Source organism: Pseudomonas sp. AC193 (assembly GCF_979258075.1).
Genome location: NZ_OZ409832.1, coordinates 5,236,548 through 5,256,456 on the forward strand (window position 1 = coordinate 5,236,548; position 19,909 = coordinate 5,256,456).

Sequence of the window (19,909 nt, forward strand, 5' to 3'; positions counted from 1 at the left end):
GTTTGGCATAAAGTTAATAGCGAAAGAATCTAGCCAAATTATTGACGATTAGACGCGTCAAACTTGCTACGCAAAATTTAAAAGTACGTCCAGACTGAATCGGCGCCCATGCCATCAGGTCCATGGAAGTCAACTGAACGTGACACCCGGAGAGTCTTCAATGAGCAGTGTTGTTGCCATCGTCAAAAGCATTGTTGGTCAGGTATTCGTGGTGTCACCAGAGGGCGTGCGTCGCGTACTCGTTGAAGGCGATCGCCTGTTTGTCGGCGACCAGATCGACACTGGCCTCTCCGGCGCCGTGTCGCTTGAATTGGCAGATGGCCGCACCCTCGATCTGGGTCGCGAAACCCAGTGGAGCGCCAACGCGCCCGACTCCAGCACTGACCTGGCCGAAGCCACCGCGCAGGCAGCGCCTTCTGTAGAAGAATTGCAGCAAGCCATCGCCGCCGGTGTCGACCCGACGACGGCCCTCGACGCCACCGCTGCCGGCCCAAGCGCCGCAGGCACTGGCGGTGCTGCCGGTGGTGGCCACAGTTTCGTGATGCTCGACGCCACCGCTGGCCGCGTTGACCCGACGATTGGCTTCCCGACCGCAGGCATCAACGCTGCCGGTCAGACCACGCAAGACATCACCGGCGGGCAGACCACCGACACCACCACGAATGCTTTGCGCGATTCGACTCTTAGCGTCAGCGCCACACCGACCATCACCGAAGCCGGTGGCGTGCTGGTGTACACCGCGACCCTGACCCAGGCGCCGCTGACCGACCTGACCATCACCTTGTCCAACGGCGCGGTGATTGTGGTTCCGGCCGGTTCGACCACGGGCACCGTCAACGTACCGCTGGCGCCGAACGACACTGTTTATAACGACTCGACCCAGATCGACGTGACCGTCACCGGCACCACCGGCGGCAACGGCATCAACGTGACCCCGCCAACCGTCCCGGCCACGACCCAGGTCACCGACACCATCGACACCACCACCGTCACTTTGACGGCGGGCACGAATGTCACCGAAGGCGGCCAGATCACCTACACCGCGACCCTGACCAACCCGGCGCAGACGCCGGTGACCGTCACCCTGTCGAACGGCTCGACCATCACAATTGGCGCGGGCCAGACCACCGGCACCGTCAACGTGCCAACGCCGCCGAACGACGTCTATAACAATGGCAGCACCGTCACCACGACCATCACTGGTGCCACCGGTGGCAACTTCGAAAATCTGGTGCCGAACCCGACGCCAGCGACCACCACCATTACCGATTCGGTGGACACCACCACGGTCACGCTGACCGCTGGCTCGACCGTCACCGAAGGCGGTCAGATCACCTACACCGCGACCCTGACCAACCCGGCGCAAACCCCGGTCACCGTCACCCTGTCGAACGGCTCGACGATCACCATCGAAGCCGGCCAGACCACGGGCGTCGTCAACGTGCCGACCCCGGCCAACGACGTCTACAACAATGGCAGCACTGTCACCACCACCATCACTGGTGCCACCGGTGGCAACTTCGAAAATCTGGTGCCAAACCCGACGCCGGCAGTGACCACCATTACCGATTCGGTCGACACCACCACGGTCACCCTGACCGCTGGTTCGAGCGTCACCGAAGGCGGTCAGATCACTTACACCGCGACCCTGACCAACCCGGCGCAGACGCCGGTAACCGTCACCCTGTCGAACGGCTCGACCATCACCATCGAAGCCGGCCAGACCACTGGCGTCGTCAACGTGCCGACCCCGGCCAATGACGTCTACAACAATGGCAGCACCGTCAGCACCACGATTACCGGCGCAACCGGCGGCAACTTCGAAAACCTGGTGCCGAATCCGACGCCAGCAGTGACCACCATCACCGATTCGGTCGACACCACCACCGTCACCCTGACGGCGGGGACGAATGTCACCGAAGGCGGCCAGATCACCTACACCGCGACCCTGACCAACCCGGCGCAGACGCCGGTCACCGTCACTCTGTCGAACGGCTCGACGATCACCATCGAAGCCGGCCAGACCACGGGCGTCGTCAACGTGCCGACAGCGGCCAATGACGTCTACAACAACGGAAGCACCGTCACCACCACCATCACTGGTGCCACCGGTGGCAACTTCGAAAATCTGGTGCCGAACCCGACGCCGGCAGTGACCACCATCACCGATTCGATCGACACCACCACGGTCACTCTGACCGCTGGCTCGACCGTCACTGAAGGCGGTCAGATCACCTACACCGCGACCCTGACCAACCCGGCGCAAACTCCGGTGACCGTCACCCTGTCGAACGGCTCGACCATCACCATCGAAGCCGGCCAGACCACGGGCGTCGTCAACGTGCCGACCCCGGCCAACGACGTCTACAACAATGGCAGCACTGTCAGCACTACGATCACTGGTGCAACCGGCGGCAACTTCGAAAACCTGGTGCCAAATCCGACGCCAGCAGTGACCACCATCACCGATTCGATCGACACCACTAACGTCAGCCTCACCGCCACCGGCACCGTCGTTGAAGGTGGCCAGATCACCTACACCGCGACCCTGACCAACGCCGCGCAAACGCCGGTGACGATCACCCTGTCGAACGGTTCGACCATCACCATTGAAGCCGGCAAAACCACCGGCACCGTCAACGTGCCGACAGCGGCCAACGACGTCTACAACAATGGCAGCACGGTCAGCACCACGATTACCGGCGCAACCGGCGGCAACTTCGAAAACCTGGTGCCGAACACCACGCCAGCAACCACCACGATTACCGATTCGGTCGACACCACCAATCTGTCGCTGTCCGCGACCGGCACCGTTGCTGAAGGCGGTTCGATCGTTTACACCGCAACCCTGACCAATCCAGCCGGCACGCCAGTCACCGTGACCCTGAGCAACGGCTCGGTGATCACCATCGACGCCGGCAAGACCACCGGCACCGTGACCGTCGCGGCGCCGGCCGATGACGTTTATAAAGACGCCGGCCAAGTCGAAGTCAGCATCAATAACGTCACTGGCGGCAATTTCGAGAGCCTGGTGCCAAGCACCGTTCCGGCTGTCACCGAAGTGACCGACACCGTCGACACCTCGACCGTGAAATTGACGGCTGACACCTCGGTGGCTGAAGGCGGCACCGTCACTTACACCGCAACCGTTGGCGCGCCAGTCACCGGCTCGCCGGTTGTCGTGACCTTGGCTAACGGCCAAAACATCACCATTGCGGTCGGCCAAACCACTGGCACCGTGACCACCACCGCGCCGAACGACGCGCTGGCCGGTAACGCGCCGCTGAGCAACTCGATCACCAATGTCAGCGGCGGCAATTACGAAAATCTGGTCGCCGACAAAACTCCGGTCTCCACTAACGTCACCGATGTTGCCGACACCACCAACCTGTCGCTCAGCGCCACCGGTTCTGTGGCTGAAGGCGGTTCGATCGTTTACACCGCAACCCTGACCAACCCGGCCGGCACACCGGCGACCGTGACCCTGTCGAACGGCTCGGTGATCACCATCGAAGCGGGCAAAACCACTGGCACCGTGACCGTCGCTGCGCCTGCCGATGACGTCTATAAAGACGCCGGCAAAGTCGAAGTCACCATCGACAACGCCACAGGTGGCAACTTCGAGAATCTGGTGCCGAGCACTGTTCCGGCTGTCACCGAAGTGACCGACACCCTCGACACGTCGACCGTCAAACTGACCGCTGACACCACCGTGGCTGAAGGCGGTACCGTCACTTACACCGCAACCGTTGGCGCGCCGGTCACCGGTTCGCCTGTCGTCGTGACCTTGGCCAATGGCCAAACCATCACCATCGCGGTCGGCCAGACCACCGGCACCGTAACCGCCACTGCACCGAACGATGCGTTGACCGGCCATGCGCCGCTGACCACGTCGATCACTGAGGTTTCCGGCGGTAACTACGAAAATCTGGTGGCTGACAAAACTCCTGTCAGCACCACCGTCACCGACACTACCGACACCACCAACCTGACGCTCAGCGCCACCGGCACTGTGGCGGAAGGCGGTTCGATCGTTTACACCGCGACCCTGACCAACGCTGCCGGCTCGCCCGTCACCGTAACCTTGTCGAACGGCGCCGTGATCACCATCGAGGCCGGTAAAACCACCGGCACCGTGACCGTCGCAGCCCCTGCCGATGATGTCTACAAAGACGCCGGCAAAGTCGAAGTGAGCATCAAGGACGCCACCGGCGGCGACTTCGAGAACCTTGTACCGAGCACCACACCAGCCGTCACCGACGTGACCGACACCCTCGACACCTCGACCGTGAAACTGACCGCGACCGAGACCGCTGCTGAAGGTGGCACCGTCACTTACACCGCGACCGTCGGCGCGCCAGTCACCGGTTCGCCGGTTGTCGTGACCCTGGCCAACGGTCAGACCATCACCATCGCCGTCGGCCAGACCACCGGCACCGCGACCGCCACCGCACCGAACGATGCGTTGACCGGTCACGCACCGCTGACCAACTCGATCACCGAAGTCAGCGGCGGCAACTACGAAAATCTGGTCGCTGACAAAACCCCGGTCAGCACCACCGTGACCGACACCACCGACACCACCAACCTGACGCTCAGCGCCACCGGTACCGTGGCTGAAGGCGGTTCGATCGTTTACACCGCGACCCTGACCAACGCAGCAGGCTCGCCAGTCACCGTGACCCTGAGCAACGGCTCGGTAATCACCATCGACGCTGGCAAAACCACCGGCACCGTGACCGTCGCTGCGCCTGCCGATGACGTCTATAAAGACGCCGGCAAAGTCGAAGTGACCATCAAGGACGCCACTGGCGGCGACTTCGAGAACCTGGTGCCAAGCACCGTTGCAGCCGTGACCGACGTCACTGACACCATCGACACCTCGACGGTGAAACTGACCGCCACCGAAACCGCTGCTGAAGGCGGCACCGTCACTTACACCGCGACTGTTGGTGCGCCAGTGACCGGCTCGCCTGTCGTCGTGACCCTGGCTAACGGTCAGAGCATCACTATCGCTGTCGGCCAAACCACCGGCACCGTGTCGACCACCGCACCGAACGACGTGTTGGCCGGTCACGCACCGCTGACCAACTCGATCACCAATGTCAGCGGCGGCAACTACGAAAATCTGGTCGCCGACAAAACCCCGGTCAGCACCACCGTGACCGACACCGTCGACACCACCACCGTTTCGCTGACCGCCACCGGCAACGTCAATGAAGGCGGGCAGATCGTCTACACCGCGACCCTGACCAACCCGGCCGGCACCCCGGTGACCGTGACCCTGAGTAACGGTTCGACCATCACCATCGACGCCGGCAAGACCACCGGCACCGTGACCGTTCCTGCGCCTGCCGATGACGTCTATAAAGACGCCGGCAAAGTCGAAGTGACCATCAAGGGCACCGACGGCGGCAATTTCGAAAGCCTGGTGGCCAATCCGACGCCAGCGGTGACCAACGTCGCCGACACCATCAACACCACGCACCTGACCCTCAGCGCTGAAAGCTATGTGCTCGAAGGCACCTCGATCACCTACACCGCGACCCTGACCAACGCCGCGCAAACGCCGGTGACCGTCAACCTGAGCAACGGCCAGACCATCACCATCGAGGCTGGCAAAACCAGCGGTTCGGTGACCATCGCCGCGCCGAGCGATGACGTTTACAAAGACGTCAGCAAGCTCACCGTGACCATGACCGATGCCACCGGCGGCAACTTCGAAAAACTCGACGTCAGCAAGACCCCGGTCAGCACCACCGTCAATGACACCGTCGACAAAACCACGCTGACCCTCAGCGCCAGCGACACCGTCAGCGAAGGTGGCCAGATCACCTACACCGCGACCCTGAGCAATCCGGCCGGCACCGCCATGACCGTGACCCTGGCCAACGGCGCAGTGATCAACATTGCTGCCGGTGCGACCAGCGGTTCGGTGAATTTCGCCGCGCCTGCCAACACCCCGTACATCGACGGCGGCAAAGTACAGACCGCGATTGCCAGCCACAGCGGCGGCAACTTCGAGCAGGTCGATGCCAACCGTTCGGCGGTGGTTACCACCGTCACCGACACCACCGACACCACCAATATCAGCCTGAGCGCCACCGGTTCGGTCGCCGAGGGCGGTTCGATCGTCTACACCGCAAGCCTGACCAACGCGGCAGGCACGGCGATGACCGTGACCCTGAGCAACGGCGCGGTGATCAACATCGCCAAAGGCGCGACCTCTGGCACCGCCACCGTCGCCGCACCGGGCGATGACGTCTACAAGGACGCTGGCAAAGTCGACGCGAGCATCACCAAGACCACCGGCGGCAACTTCGAGAACCTGGTGATCGACAAGACTCCAGCGGTCACCGACGTCACCGACACCATCGATAACAGCACCGTTTCGCTGACCGCCACCGCTGCCACCGTTGAAGGCGGCGTGGTGGTTTACACCGCTTCCGTGACCGCACCGGTCACCGGCGCGCCGGTTGTCGTGACCCTGTCCAACGGCCAGACCATCACCATTCCGGTCGGCGCCAGCAGCGGCAGCGTCAACTTCACCGCACCGAACGATGCACTGGCTGGCGGCAACACGCTGAGCGTGAAAATCGACGGCACCAGCGGCGGCAACTACGAAAATCTCGTCGCAGATAAAACCCCGGCCGTAACGTCGGTGACCGACACCGTCGACACCACCAACCTGTCGCTGAGCGCGACCGGCACCGTGGCTGAGGGCGGTTCGATCGTCTACACCGCAACCCTGACCAACCCGGCCGGCACGCCAGTCACCGTGACCTTGTCGAACGGTTCGACCATCACCATCGAAGCGGGCAAAACCACCGGTTCCGTGACCGTTGCCGCGCCTGCCGATGACGTCTACAAAGACGCCGGCAAAGTCGAAGTGACTATCAAGGACGCGACTGGCGGTAACTTCGAGAACCTCGTTCCGAGCACCACGCCAGCGGTGACCGAAGTCACCGACACCATCGACACCTCGACCGTGAAACTGACGGCCGACACCACCGTGGCTGAAGGCGGCACCGTCACTTACACCGCCACTGTCGGCGCGCCGGTTACCGGTTCGCCCGTCGTGGTGAGCCTGGCCAACGGCCAAAGCATCACCATCGAAGTCGGCAAAACCACCGGCACCGTGACCTTCACCGCACCAAACGATGCGCTGACCGGTCAGGCTTCGCTGACCAACTCGATCACCGGCGTGACCGGCGGCAACTACGAAAATCTGGTCGCCGACAAAACCCCGATCACCACCACCGTGACCGACACCACCGACACCACCAACCTGTCGCTCAGCGCCACCGGTTCCGTGGCCGAGGGTGGTTCGATCATCTACACCGCGACCCTGACCAACGCTGCGGGCTCGCCTGTCACCGTGACCCTGTCGAACGGTTCGGTAATCACCATCGAGGCCGGTAAAACCACCGGCACCGTGACCGTTGCAGCGCCAGCCGATGATGTCTACAAAGACGCCGGCAAAGTTGAAGTGACCATCAAGGACGCCACCGGCGGTAACTTCGAGAACCTCGTTCCGAGCACCACGCCAGCCGTGACCGAAGTCACCGACACCATCGACACCTCGACCGTCAAACTGACCGCCACCGAGTCTGCTGCTGAAGGTGGCACCGTCACCTACACCGCGACCGTCGGCGCACCAGTCACCGGTTCGCCGGTTGTCGTGACCTTGGCTAATGGTCAGAACATCACCATCGAAGTCGGCAAAACCACCGGCACCGTCACCACCATCGCACCGAACGACGCGCTGAACGGCCACACGCCGCTGACCAACGCGATCACTGACGTGAGCGGCGGCAACTACGAGAATCTGGTCGCCGACAAAACCCCGGTTTCGACCACCGTCACCGACACCGTCGACACCACCGATCTGACGCTGAGCGCGACCGGCACCGTCGCCGAGGGCGGTTCGATTGTTTACACCGCGACCCTGACCAACCCGGCCGGCACGCCGGTGACAGTGACCCTGTCGAACGGTTCGACCATCACCATCGAAGCGGGCAAAACCACCGGTTCCGTGACCGTTGCAGCGCCAGCCGATGACGTCTACAAAGACGCCGGCAAAGTCGAAGTGACCATCAAGGACGCCACCGGCGGCAACTTCGAGAACCTCGTTCCGAGCACCACGCCAGCCGTGACTGACGTCACTGACACCATCGACACCTCGACGGTCAAACTGACCGCCACCGAGTCTGCTGCTGAAGGCGGTACCGTCACCTACACCGCGACCGTCGGCGCGCCAGTCACCGGTTCGCCGGTTGTCGTGACCCTGGCCAATGGTCAGAACATCACCATCGAAGTGGGTAAAACCACCGGCACCGTGAGCACTACCGCGCCGAACGATGCGTTGACCGGTCATGCTCCGCTGACCAACTCGATCACCAACGTGTCCGGCGGTAACTACGAGAACCTCGTTGCCGACAAAACCCCGGTCAGCACCACCGTGACCGACACCACCGACACCACCAACCTGAACCTGACCGCGACCGACTCGGTGGCTGAAGGTGGTTCGATCGTTTACACCGCGACCCTGACCAACGCCGCCGGTACTCCGGTGACCGTGACCCTGTCGAACGGCGCAGTGATCACCATCGAAGCAGGCAAAACCAGCGGCACAGTGACCGTTGCGGCTCCGGCGGATGACGTTTACAAGGACGCTGGCAAAGTCGAAGCAACCATTTCGACGGCGACTGGCGGCAACTTCGAGAACCTGGTGCCGAGCACCGTTCCGGCCGTCACCAACATCACCGACACCATCGACACCACCACCGTCAAACTGACCGCGACCGAGTCGGCGGCCGAGGCTGGCAACGTTACTTACACCGCGACCGTGGGTGCGCCAGTGACGGGGTCGCCGGTTGTGGTGACCTTGGCCAATGGTCAGAACATCACGATTGAAGTGGGCAAAACCACTGGTACCGTGACCACCACTGCGCCTAACGATGCACTGACTGGCCATGCTGCGCTGACCAATGCGATCACCGAGGTTTCTGGCGGCAACTACGAAAATCTGGTGGCTGATAAGACGCCGGTGTCGACCAATGTGACCGACACCGTCGACACCACTAACCTGTCTTTGTCAGCGACCGGTTCTGTGGCTGAAGGTGGCTCGATTGTTTACACCGCGACATTGACCAACGCTGCTGGCTCGCCAGTCACAGTGACTCTGTCGAACGGCGCTGTGATCACCATCGAAGCGGGCAAAACTTCCGGCACCGTGTCTGTTCCAGCACCAGCCGATGACGTTTACAAAGACGCCGGCAAAGTTGAAGCGACGATTTCGACTGCTACCGGCGGCAACTTCGAAAAACTGGTACCGAGCACTGTTCCAGCTGTTACCGAAGTGACTGACACGATCGACACCTCGACCGTGAAATTGACTGCGACCGAGTCTGCTGCTGAAGGTGGTGCGGTTGTTTACACCGCTACTGTTGGCGCGCCTGTGACTAGTTCGCCGGTTGTGGTGACCTTGGCCAATGGTCAGAACATCACGATTGAAGTGGGTAAAACCACTGGCACCGTGACCTTCACTGCGCCGAATGATGCGCTGACTGGTCATGCTCCAATCACCAACGCAATTACCGGTGTGACTGGCGGCAACTACGAAAATCTCGTAGCCGACAAAACTCCGGTTTCGACCAACGTCACCGATACCGTCGACACTACCAATCTGTCGCTGTCCGCGACCGGTTCTGTGGCAGAGGGCGGCTCGATCGTTTACACCGCAACTCTGACCAACGCTGCTGGCTCGCCAGTGACCGTGACTCTGTCGAATGGCGCCGTAATCACTATCGAGGCAGGCAAAACTTCGGGCAACGTCACCGTCGCTGCACCTGCCGATGACGTCTACAAAGATGCTGGTAAAGTCGAAGCGACCATTTCTGCCGCAACCGGTGGTGACTTCGAAAAACTGGTACCGAGCACTGTTCCAGCCATTACCGAAGTAACCGACACGATCGATACCTCGACCGTCAAACTCAGCGCTTCCGAAACAGCGGCCGAGGGTGGCACCGTCACCTACACCGCGACCGTTGGTGCGCCAGTGACCGGCTCGCCTGTCGTCGTCACACTGGCCAACGGTCAGAACATCACGATTGAAGTGGGTAAAACCACTGGCACCGTGACCTTCACCGCACCGAACGACGCGCTGACCGGTCATGCGCCGATCACCAACTCGATTACCGGCGTGACTGGCGGTAACTACGAGAACCTGGTGGCTGATAAGACGCCGGTTTCGACCAACGTCACCGATACCGTCGACACCACCAATCTGTCGCTGTCCGCGACCGGTTCCGTGGCTGAAGGTGGCTCGATTGTTTACACCGCAACCCTGACCAACGCTGCTGGCTCGCCAGTGACCGTGACTCTGTCGAATGGCGCCGTAATCACTATCGAGGCAGGCAAAACTTCGGGCAACGTGACCGTCGCTGCGCCTGCCGATGACGTCTACAAAGATGCTGGAAAAGTCGAAGCAACCATTTCTGCCGCAACCGGTGGCGACTTCGAAAAACTGGTACCGAGCACTGTTCCAGCTGTTACAGAAGTGACCGACACCATCGACACCTCGACCGTGAAATTGACGGCGACCGAGACCGCTGCTGAAGGTGGTGCGGTTGTTTACACCGCCACTGTTGGCGCGCCTGTGACTGGTTCGCCGGTTGTGGTGACCTTGGCCAATGGTCAGAACATCACGATTGAAGTGGGTAAAACCACTGGCACCGTGACCTTCACTGCGCCGAACGATGCGCTGACTGGCCATGCTCCAATCACCAACGCAATTACCGGTGTGACTGGCGGCAACTACGAAAACCTCGTAGCCGACAAAACTCCGGTTTCGACCAACGTTACCGACACCGTCGACACCACCAATCTGTCGCTGTCCGCGACCGGTTCTGTGGCAGAGGGCGGCTCGATCGTTTACACCGCAACTCTGACCAACGCTGCTGGCTCGCCAGTGACCGTGACTCTGTCGAATGGCGCCGTAATCACTATCGAGGCAGGCAAAACTTCGGGCAACGTCACCGTCGCTGCACCTGCCGATGACGTCTACAAAGACGCCGGCAAAGTCGAAGCAACCATCTCCACTGCCACTGGTGGCAACTTCGAAAACCTGGTGCCGAGCACTATTCCGGCGGTCACCCAAGTCACCGACACCATCGACACTTCGACCGTCAAACTGACGGCCGATACTTCGGTCGCTGAAGGCGGCAACGTCACCTATACCGCCACCGTCGGCGCTCCGGTTACTGGTTCGCCGGTCACCGTAAGCCTGTCCAACGGCCAGAGCATCACCATCGAAGTGGGTAAAACCAGCGGCACTGTGACCTTCACCGCACCGAACGATGCGCTGACTGGCCATGCTCCGCTGACCAACGCGATCACTGGCGTAACCGGCGGCAACTACGAAGATCTCGTGGCCGACAAAACTCCGGTTACGACCAATGTGACTGACACTGTCGACACCACCAATCTGTCGCTGTCCGCGACCGGCTCTGTCGCCGAGGGTGGCTCGATTGTTTACACCGCGACATTGACCAACGCCGCTGGCTCGCCAGTGACCGTGACCCTGTCGAACGGCGCAGTCATCAACATCGAAGCGGGCAAAACCACCGGCACCGTCACCGTCGCGGCTCCAGCTGACGACGTCTACAAAGACGCCGGCAACGTGCAGGCAACCATCAAAACCGCCACCGGTGGCAGTTTCGAAAATCTGGTGACCAGCACAGCGCCAGCCGTGACCAGCGTCACTGACACCATCGACACCACGACCGTGAAACTGACAGCCACCGCGACAGCGGCCGAAGGTGGCAACGTCGTTTACACGGCAACAGTCGGTGCTCCGGTAACCGGATCGCCAGTCACCGTGACCTTGGCCAACGGTCAGACGATCACCATCCCTGTAGGTCAAACCACTGGCACCGCAACCACCGCCGCACCTAACGACGTGCTGACCGGCCATGCACCATTGACCAACTCGATCACCAACGTCAGCGGCGGCAACTACGAAAACCTCGTGGCCGACAAAACTCCGGTCAGCACCACCGTGACCGACACCGTCGACACGACGAACCTGTCACTCAGCGCTACCAACTCGGTCGCCGAAGGTGGCTCGATCGTTTACACCGCGACATTGAGCAACGCTGCTGGCTCGCCAGTGACGGTGACCTTGTCGAACGGCGCTGTGATCAACATCGAAGCCGGTAAAACCACCGGCACCGTGACCGTCGCTGCTCCGGCGGACGACGTCTATAAAGACGCCGGCACCGTGCAGGCAACCATCAGCAACGCCACCGGTGGCAACTTCGAAAGCCTGGTACCGAGCACCACGCCAGCCGTGACCAGCGTCACCGATACCATCGACACCACCACTGTGAAGTTGACGGCAACGGCGACAGCGGCAGAAGGCGGCAACGTCGTCTACACCGCGACAGTCGGTGCGGCGGTAACCAACGCGCCTGTCGTGGTCACCCTGGCCAACGGTCAGACCATCACCATCGACATCGGCAAAACCACCGGCACCGTGACCACCACCGCACCGAACGATGCACTGACTGGCCACGCGCCGCTGACCAACGCGATCACCAACGTAACCGGCGGCAACTACGAAAACCTCGTGGCCGACAAAACCCCGGTCAGCACCACCGTGACCGACACCATCGACACCACCAACCTGTCGCTGTCAGCGACCGGCACCGTGGCCGAAGGTGGCCAGATCACCTACACCGCAACATTGACTAACGCCGCTGGCTCGCCAGTCACCGTGACCCTGAGCAACGGCTCGGTGATCACCATCGACGCAGGCAAAACCACTGGCACCGTGACCGTTCCGGCGCCAGCCGACGACGTCTACAAAGACGCCGGCAACGTGCAGGCAACCATCAAAACCGCCACGGGTGGCAGTTTCGAAAACCTGGTAACCAGCACCGCGCCAGCCGTGACCAGCGTCACCGACACCATCGACACGACGACCGTGAAGCTAACCGCAACCGGCACCGCCGCTGAAGGTGGCACCGTCACCTACACCGCGACCGTCGGCGCGCAAGTCACCGGCTCGCCAGTGACCGTGACCCTGGCCAACGGTCAGACCATCACCATCGACATCGGCAAAACCACCGGCACCGTGACCTCCACCGCACCGAATGATGCGTTGACTGGCCACACTCCGTTGACCAACTCGATCACTAACGTCAGTGGCGGCAACTACGAAAACCTCGTAGCCGACAAAACCCCGGTCAGCACCACCGTGACCGACACCATCGATACCACCAACCTGTCGCTGTCGGCAACCGGCACCGTGGCCGAAGGTGGCCAGATCACCTACACCGCAACATTGACTAACGCCGCTGGCTCGCCAGTCACCGTGACCTTGAGCAACGGCTCGGTGATCACCATCGACGCAGGCAAAACCACTGGCTCCATCACCGTCGCTGCTCCAGCTGACGACGTCTACAAAGACGCCGGCACCGTGCAGGCAACGATCAGCAACGCCACCGGTGGCAGCTTCGAAAACCTGGTGACCAGCAACACGCCAGCCGTGACCAGCGTCACCGACACCATCGACACCACTACTGTCAGCATTACCGGCAGCAGCTCGGTAACCGAAGGCCAGACCGCCAGCTACACCGTCAGCCTGAACCACCCGGCGCAAACCGACGTGACCCTGAAAATCGTCTACAGCGGTACCGCCGCCGACGGTTCGGACTTCACCGGCGTGTACACCGTGAAGATCCCGGCAGGTGCGAGCAGCGCGCAGTTCAACGTCGCCACCATCGATGACAAGATCACCGAAGGCACCGAGAACTTCGTGGTCAAGATCGATTCGGCCACGGGCGGCAACTTCGAGAACCTCGCGATCAGCGCCACCAACGGCAGCGTCAGCACCTCGATCATCGACAACGATGCGCCGCCGGTCATCGACCTGGACGCCAACAACTCCAGCGGCGCCACCGGTGCCGATTACAAGGTGACCTTCACCGAAAACACCCCGGGCGCGGGTGTGTCGATTGCCGACACCGATATCAAGATCACCGACCCGGACAGCACCATGCTCACCGGCGCCACCGTGGTACTGACCAACCGTCAGGACGGCGATGCGCTGAATCTGGGCAACAGCGTCAACGGCATCACCATCAATGCCAACAGCACCAACGGCACCGTGACCCTGACCTTGTCGGGTAATGCGACGCTGGCCGACTACATGCAGGCCATCAAGAACATCAGCTTCACCAACAACAGTGAAGACCCGAGCACCGTGCCGCGCATCATCACCGTCACCGTGACCGATGGCGGCAACTACTCCAACACCGCGACCACCACGGTCAACGTGGTGGCGATCAACGATGCGCCGATCGCCGCACCGGTCAACGTCACCGGCACTGAAGACACGCCGCTGATCCTCGGCTGGTCGACCTTCGGTGTGACGGATGTCGACAGCCCGGCGAGCAGCCTCGGGGTGAAAATCACCCAGCTGCCGGGCGAAGGCAAACTGCAGTATCTGGACGGTTCGACGTGGAAAGACGTCGCCAACAACCAGACCTTCAGCAAGGCCGATATCGACGCGGGCAAGCTGCGCTTCATGCCGGATACCAACGAGTCCGGCGCGAACGGTAATGCTGCGGGCATTGGCGATCAGAAGGCTGATTACGCACAACTGCAATTCCAGCCAACCGACGGCCAACTGCTGGGCAGCACCGGCACGATCAAGATCGACATCACGCCAGTGGCTGATGCACCGACTCTGGGCGTGGCCGACAACAGCGTGAAGTCCACCGGCCTGATCAAGGAAGTCTGGACCGGCCTGTCGGGCCTCGGCACCAACGGCAACGGCGCCGATGCGACGACGTTGAAAAACGTCATCGACGCCGCCGGCAAACCGAACTCCAGCACCAACGTGACCAACGTGCAGTCCGACGGCAGCGTGACCGCCGGTACCGCATCGAAAACCTCGGGCCTGATTTATCTGGAAGCCGGCAAGAGCTACACCTTCACCGGTATCGGTGATGACAGCCTGCTGGTGACCATTGGCGGAAAAACCGTGGCCTCGACCACGTGGGGCGTGGGCGGCAACCTCAACGGCTCGTTCACCCCGACCACCAGCGGCTACTACACCCTGGACATCTACCACCACAACCAGAGCGGCCCGGGCAGCTATGACGTCAACCTGTCGGTCAACGGCGGCACGGCGATCGACCTGAGCAGCGCTGGCGTGCCGATCTACACCGGCGTGCAGGATCTGGTGAACTCCGGCGTGACCGTTTCCGATCTGCATGGCAGCAACGGCGAAGGCTATTACGACGGCTACAAGCTCAACACCGGCGCCGAAGGCACCAGCGTCAAGTTGTCGGCCGTGACCACGGGCCTGACCGACACCGACGGCTCGGAAACCCTGAGCGTGAAGATCAGCGGCGCACCGGTCGGCTCGGTACTCACCGACGGCGCGGGCCACAGCTTCACCGTCACCGCGACCAGTGGCGACGCCAACGTCACTGGCTGGAGCCTCGGCACCCTGACCGTGACCCCGCCGACCTACTACAACGGCCAGTTCAACCTGACCGTGACGTCGACTTCGACCGAAGCGCTGGGCGGTTCGGCCAGCACCACCGCGACCATTCCGGTCACCGTGGTGCCGGCGGTCTATAACGCCATCGTCGGCACTTCGGGCGATGACACCTTCAGCGGCACCGACGGCAACGACATCATGGTCGCTGACATCGGCGGCCTGACCGTGGTGCCGGGCACCAACTACAACATCGCGTTCATGGTCGACAGCTCGGGCAGCATGAGCACGTCGTCGATCAACGCGGCCAAGGACTCGCTGACGTCGGTGTTCAACACCCTCAAGCAGAGCCTCGGCGGCAACAACTCGGGCACGGTGAACATCTTCCTTGCGGACTTCGACACCCAGGTGAACAAGTCGGTGTCGGTGAACCTCAACGACCCGAACGCGCTGACGCAGCTCAAAGCCGTACTCGACTCGATGGCGTCCGGCGGCGGCACCAACTACGAGGACGTGTTCAAAACCACGGCCAACTGGTTCCAGAGCGCTGATGCCGTGGCCAACACCGGGGCGAAGAACCTTACGTACTTCATCACCGACGGCCAGCCGACTTACTACCAGAGCGGCGAGCAGACCAACCCGACGCTGTACAACAGCGTGAAGTTCGACAGCGTGGTGACGACCAGCAATTACAAGCTGGGCGATAGCTTCGCCACGTACATCGACAGCACGCACTATCTGAGCATCAGTGCCGCCGGTGCTGCTGTTCTGCAAACGTACAAAAACGGCAGCTGGAACTGGAGCAGCCTGGGCACCGTTCACGCTCAGGGCGACGGCACCTATGAGTTGTCGAACCTGGCGGGCAGCGGCAGCAGCACCAGCACAACCACCACCGACAACTCGACCAGCAGTTTCGCGCTGCTCAGCGGTCTGTCCAACGTTGAAGCCATCGGCCTCAACAGCGGTGTCAGCCTTAATGACCTGAAACCTTACGACTCCGACAAAACGCCACAAACCAACATCGATCCGAAGGATCTCGCCAACTCGATCATCGGCCACACCGAAGCGACCCTGCCGGGCAACGACGCGCTCAGCGGTGGCGACGGCAACGACATCCTGTTCGGCGATCTGGTGAGCTTCAACGGCATTGCCGGCGAGGGTTATCAGGCGATGCAGGCGTTCGTGGCCAAGGAAACCGGGGTCGACGTCAGCAAAGTCACTACCAGCAACGTGCACCAGTACATCACCGAGCACTATCAGGCGTTCGATGTGTCCGGCGCGCATGACGGCAACGACACGCTGTTGGGTGGCGCGGGCAATGACATCCTGTTCGGCTCGGGCGGTAACGACACGCTCGATGGCGGCAAAGGCAATGACATCCTGCTCGGCGGTACCGGTAACGACACGCTGATCGGCGGCTCGGGCAACGACATCCTTATCGGTGGTTCGGGTGCCGACACCTTCGTCTGGAAATCGGGCGACACCGGCAACGACGTGATCAAGGACTTCAAGGCCGCCGACGGTGACCGCATCGACCTGCGCGATTTGCTGCAGGGCGAGACCGGCAGCACCATCGACAACTTCCTGAAGATCACCACGGTCGATGGCACGTCGTCGCTGCAAGTCAGCTCGGCAGGCAAGTTCAACTCGGGCGATGCGGCTGCGGCCACGCCGGACGTGACGATCAAACTGGAAGGCAACAACTGGTCGAGTGCCAACATTCATAACCTGATTGCTGGTAGCGACCCGACCATCAAGGTCGACCACAACAACAGCTGATGCATGAACAAAACGGCCGCCCTGATGGGGCGGCCGTCACGTTTACGCCAATCGTCACGGTGACGATTGCGTCGCCGCACCGCATACTCGCGCGCAGTTGGCTATGCTGCTGACAGCATGACGCTGGTTCATTTCTGAGGGATGCTCAATGTTTTACGTGCAACGCGATGCGCAAGGTGTGTTGACGCGCGTGGAAGCGGCGGCTTACGCCGAAGCCACGGAAACGCTGCCGGCCGACAACCATGAAATCCAGGCGTGGTTCGCCAACGCTGCGGTGGAAAACAGCCTCAAACAGCTCAAGCAGAGCGACTTTGAAATGATTCGGGTACTCGACGACCTGATTCAAGTGCTGACCAGCAAAGGCGTGATCCGCGTCACCGACCTGCCGCCAGCGGCCCAGGCCAAACTGCTGGATCGTAACCAGGCACGTGAGGCGTTGGGCGGGTTGAGCCAGCTGATTGATGAAGATGAGAGCGGGCTGATTTAAAGCAAAAGATCGCAGCCTTCGGCAGCTCCTACATGGAATGCATTCCCCTGTAGGAGCTGCCGAAGGCTGCGATCTTTTTGTCTTTCCAGTCCCACATTTGAAATGCATTCCACTGTGGGAGCGGGCTTGCTCGCGAAAGCGTCATCACTGACCGCCATCAATTAAAAGATTACTGCCAAGGCTTCGGCTCACCCAACAACTGCCCCTGAACCCCATACAAACCCATCTCGCGAATCACCGACAATTCCCCTTCGGTCTCGACCCGCTCGGCAATCAGCGGCAAATCAATACTGTGCGCCGCGCGCTGGATCGCCTCGATAAACAGACGCTTGTCGCTCTCCTGATCGATCGCCCGAATGTAGCTGCCATCAATCTTCAGATACGCCAACCCAAGCCGCGCCAGGTTGCCGATCATGCTGAAGCGCCCACCAAAGCGCTGCAGGCTCAGCGAGAAGCCCAACTCGCGCAGACGACGGGTCAACTGCTCCAGCACAGCCTGATCCGGCAACTGTTCCTCGCCAATTTCCAGGGTCAAACGCGGGCCAAGATTGGAATGCGTACGCAGAATCTCAAAGACTTTATTCAGCGCCTGCGGATCCGCCAGCGTCGCTGAAGACAAGTTCAGCGCCAGCGAATCCTCATGCCCTTTCATCTGCTCCAGCACGCGCTCAAGCATCAGGCGATCCAGCCGCGCCGTCCAGCCGAAGCGCTCCAGCCATGGCAGGAAACGCCCGGCAGGAATGGTCTGGCCGTGCTCATCGAGCAAGCGCGAGAGCACTTTGTAATGCAGCACCAATTGCGTGTCCTGCGCCGCCACCACCGGTTGGAAATACAGCTCGAATCGCTGCTGAGTCAGCGCCTGATCGAGCAAGCGGTGCCAGGCATGGTGATCGTCGCCAACGTCGGCGGTCAGGCTCTGATCGAGGCACGCCCAGTTCTGCTCGCCCTGCCCTTCGGCTTGCGCCAACGCCTGATCGCCAAGGCTCAACACCGATTGCGGCGAATCACCATGAGCGAACGGCGCCAGACCAATCGATGCCACGGCCTCGACATCGGTAGCACCGGTGGCGTGCAAACTGCTCAGCGCAGTATCGAGATTCTGCGCCAGTTGCAGCGCTTCCTCCCGCACCAGGCCCGGCGCCAACACAGCAAATTCACCGCCACGAATACGCGTGACGAGGTTCTGGGTTTCCGGGTATTTGGCGCACTCGCGGGACAATTGCTCGCCCACCGCTTTCAACAATTCATCCGTGCGCTGACCGCCCAGACGCTGGTTGAGCCCGGCCAGATCCTTGACCCGCAACAGCAGCAGATAACCGGAGCTGGCCTGCTCGGCATTGCTCACGCGGTTGTTCAGCTGCATCTCGAAATAACGCCGGTTGGCCAGCCCGGTGAGGTTGTCCTGATACGACTCGGCACGCAGCTTTTCACTGCGCTCGGCCTGCTCCTGAAACAGCGCTTTGAGTTTCTCGACCATCTGGTTCATGGCCAGTACCACGCGGCGCAATTCCGGTGTGCGCGGCAGGTCCGGCAGGCTGAGGAATTCGCGGCGGGCGATGGCGTGGGATTGTTTGACCATGTAATCCAGCGGTTTCAATTGCCGGCGCAACAGCAGCGCACCAAGCACCGCACTCACCGCGCCACAGACCAGCAGCCAGCCAAGGCTGCCCAACGCGCTCTGCCACAGCTTGGCCACAGCGAACATCGGGTGGCTGACCACCTCGACCCGCGCCGCCTGCTCCCAGCCACGGCTGACCAGCGCATCGCCACCGGCGGGCTCCAGGCCGATCAATTTGACGAACCAGTCCGGCACGTTGGTGACCGCCGGGCTGCCGCTGCGCTCGACCATGGTTTTGTCGGTTTTCACATCAACCACACGAATGCTCGCGTAATAGCCACTGTCGAAAATCGAACTGACCAGCAACTCGACCATCGCCGGGTCGTCGATGTTCGGCGTCAGCGACAAGGCCAGCGCCGTCGCGGCGTCCTGGGCGTGCGAGCGCAACTGGTTGACGTACTGGGTACGCGAGCTTTCCAGACTGACCATGAAGCTGCCGGTGAAGGCGACCACCAGGAACAGACAGATAGCGATCAACAGCTGTTTGAACAAAGACATCTGAGCGCGTGCT

General features: G+C 61.6%; 3 protein-coding genes. 2 read left to right on the top strand and 1 reads right to left on the bottom strand.

Features of this window, described 5'->3' with window-relative positions; genetic code table 11:
• The first annotated feature begins 160 nt into the window (after nt 1-160).
• Nucleotides 161-17,293, top strand: coding sequence for an immunoglobulin-like domain-containing protein (locus ACZZ0D_RS23530; protein ID WP_463554413.1), 17,133 nt, complete (start codon nt 161-163; stop codon nt 17,291-17,293).
• Nucleotides 17,294-17,441: 148 nt separating this feature from the next.
• A complete protein-coding gene (locus ACZZ0D_RS23535) occupies nt 17,442-17,780 on the top strand; it encodes a hypothetical protein (RefSeq protein ID WP_053116431.1) in 339 nt (112 codons plus the stop codon).
• Between the two features lie 169 nt (nt 17,781-17,949).
• Here ACZZ0D_RS23535 and lapD read toward each other — a convergent pair whose 3' ends face one another.
• A complete protein-coding gene (lapD, locus tag ACZZ0D_RS23540; RefSeq protein WP_463554414.1) occupies nt 17,950-19,896 on the bottom strand; it encodes a cyclic di-GMP receptor LapD in 1,947 nt (648 codons plus the stop codon).
• Between the last annotated feature and the right edge of the window lie 13 nt (nt 19,897-19,909).

Coding starts and splice junctions, on each gene's coding strand:
- ACZZ0D_RS23530 (WP_463554413.1), top strand. CDS start 161: ATGAGCAGTGTTGTTGCCATCGTCAAAAGCATTGTTGGTCAGGTATTC.
- ACZZ0D_RS23535 (WP_053116431.1), top strand. CDS start 17,442: ATGTTTTACGTGCAACGCGATGCGCAAGGTGTGTTGACGCGCGTGGAA.
- lapD (WP_463554414.1), bottom strand. CDS start 19,896: ATGTCTTTGTTCAAACAGCTGTTGATCGCTATCTGTCTGTTCCTGGTG.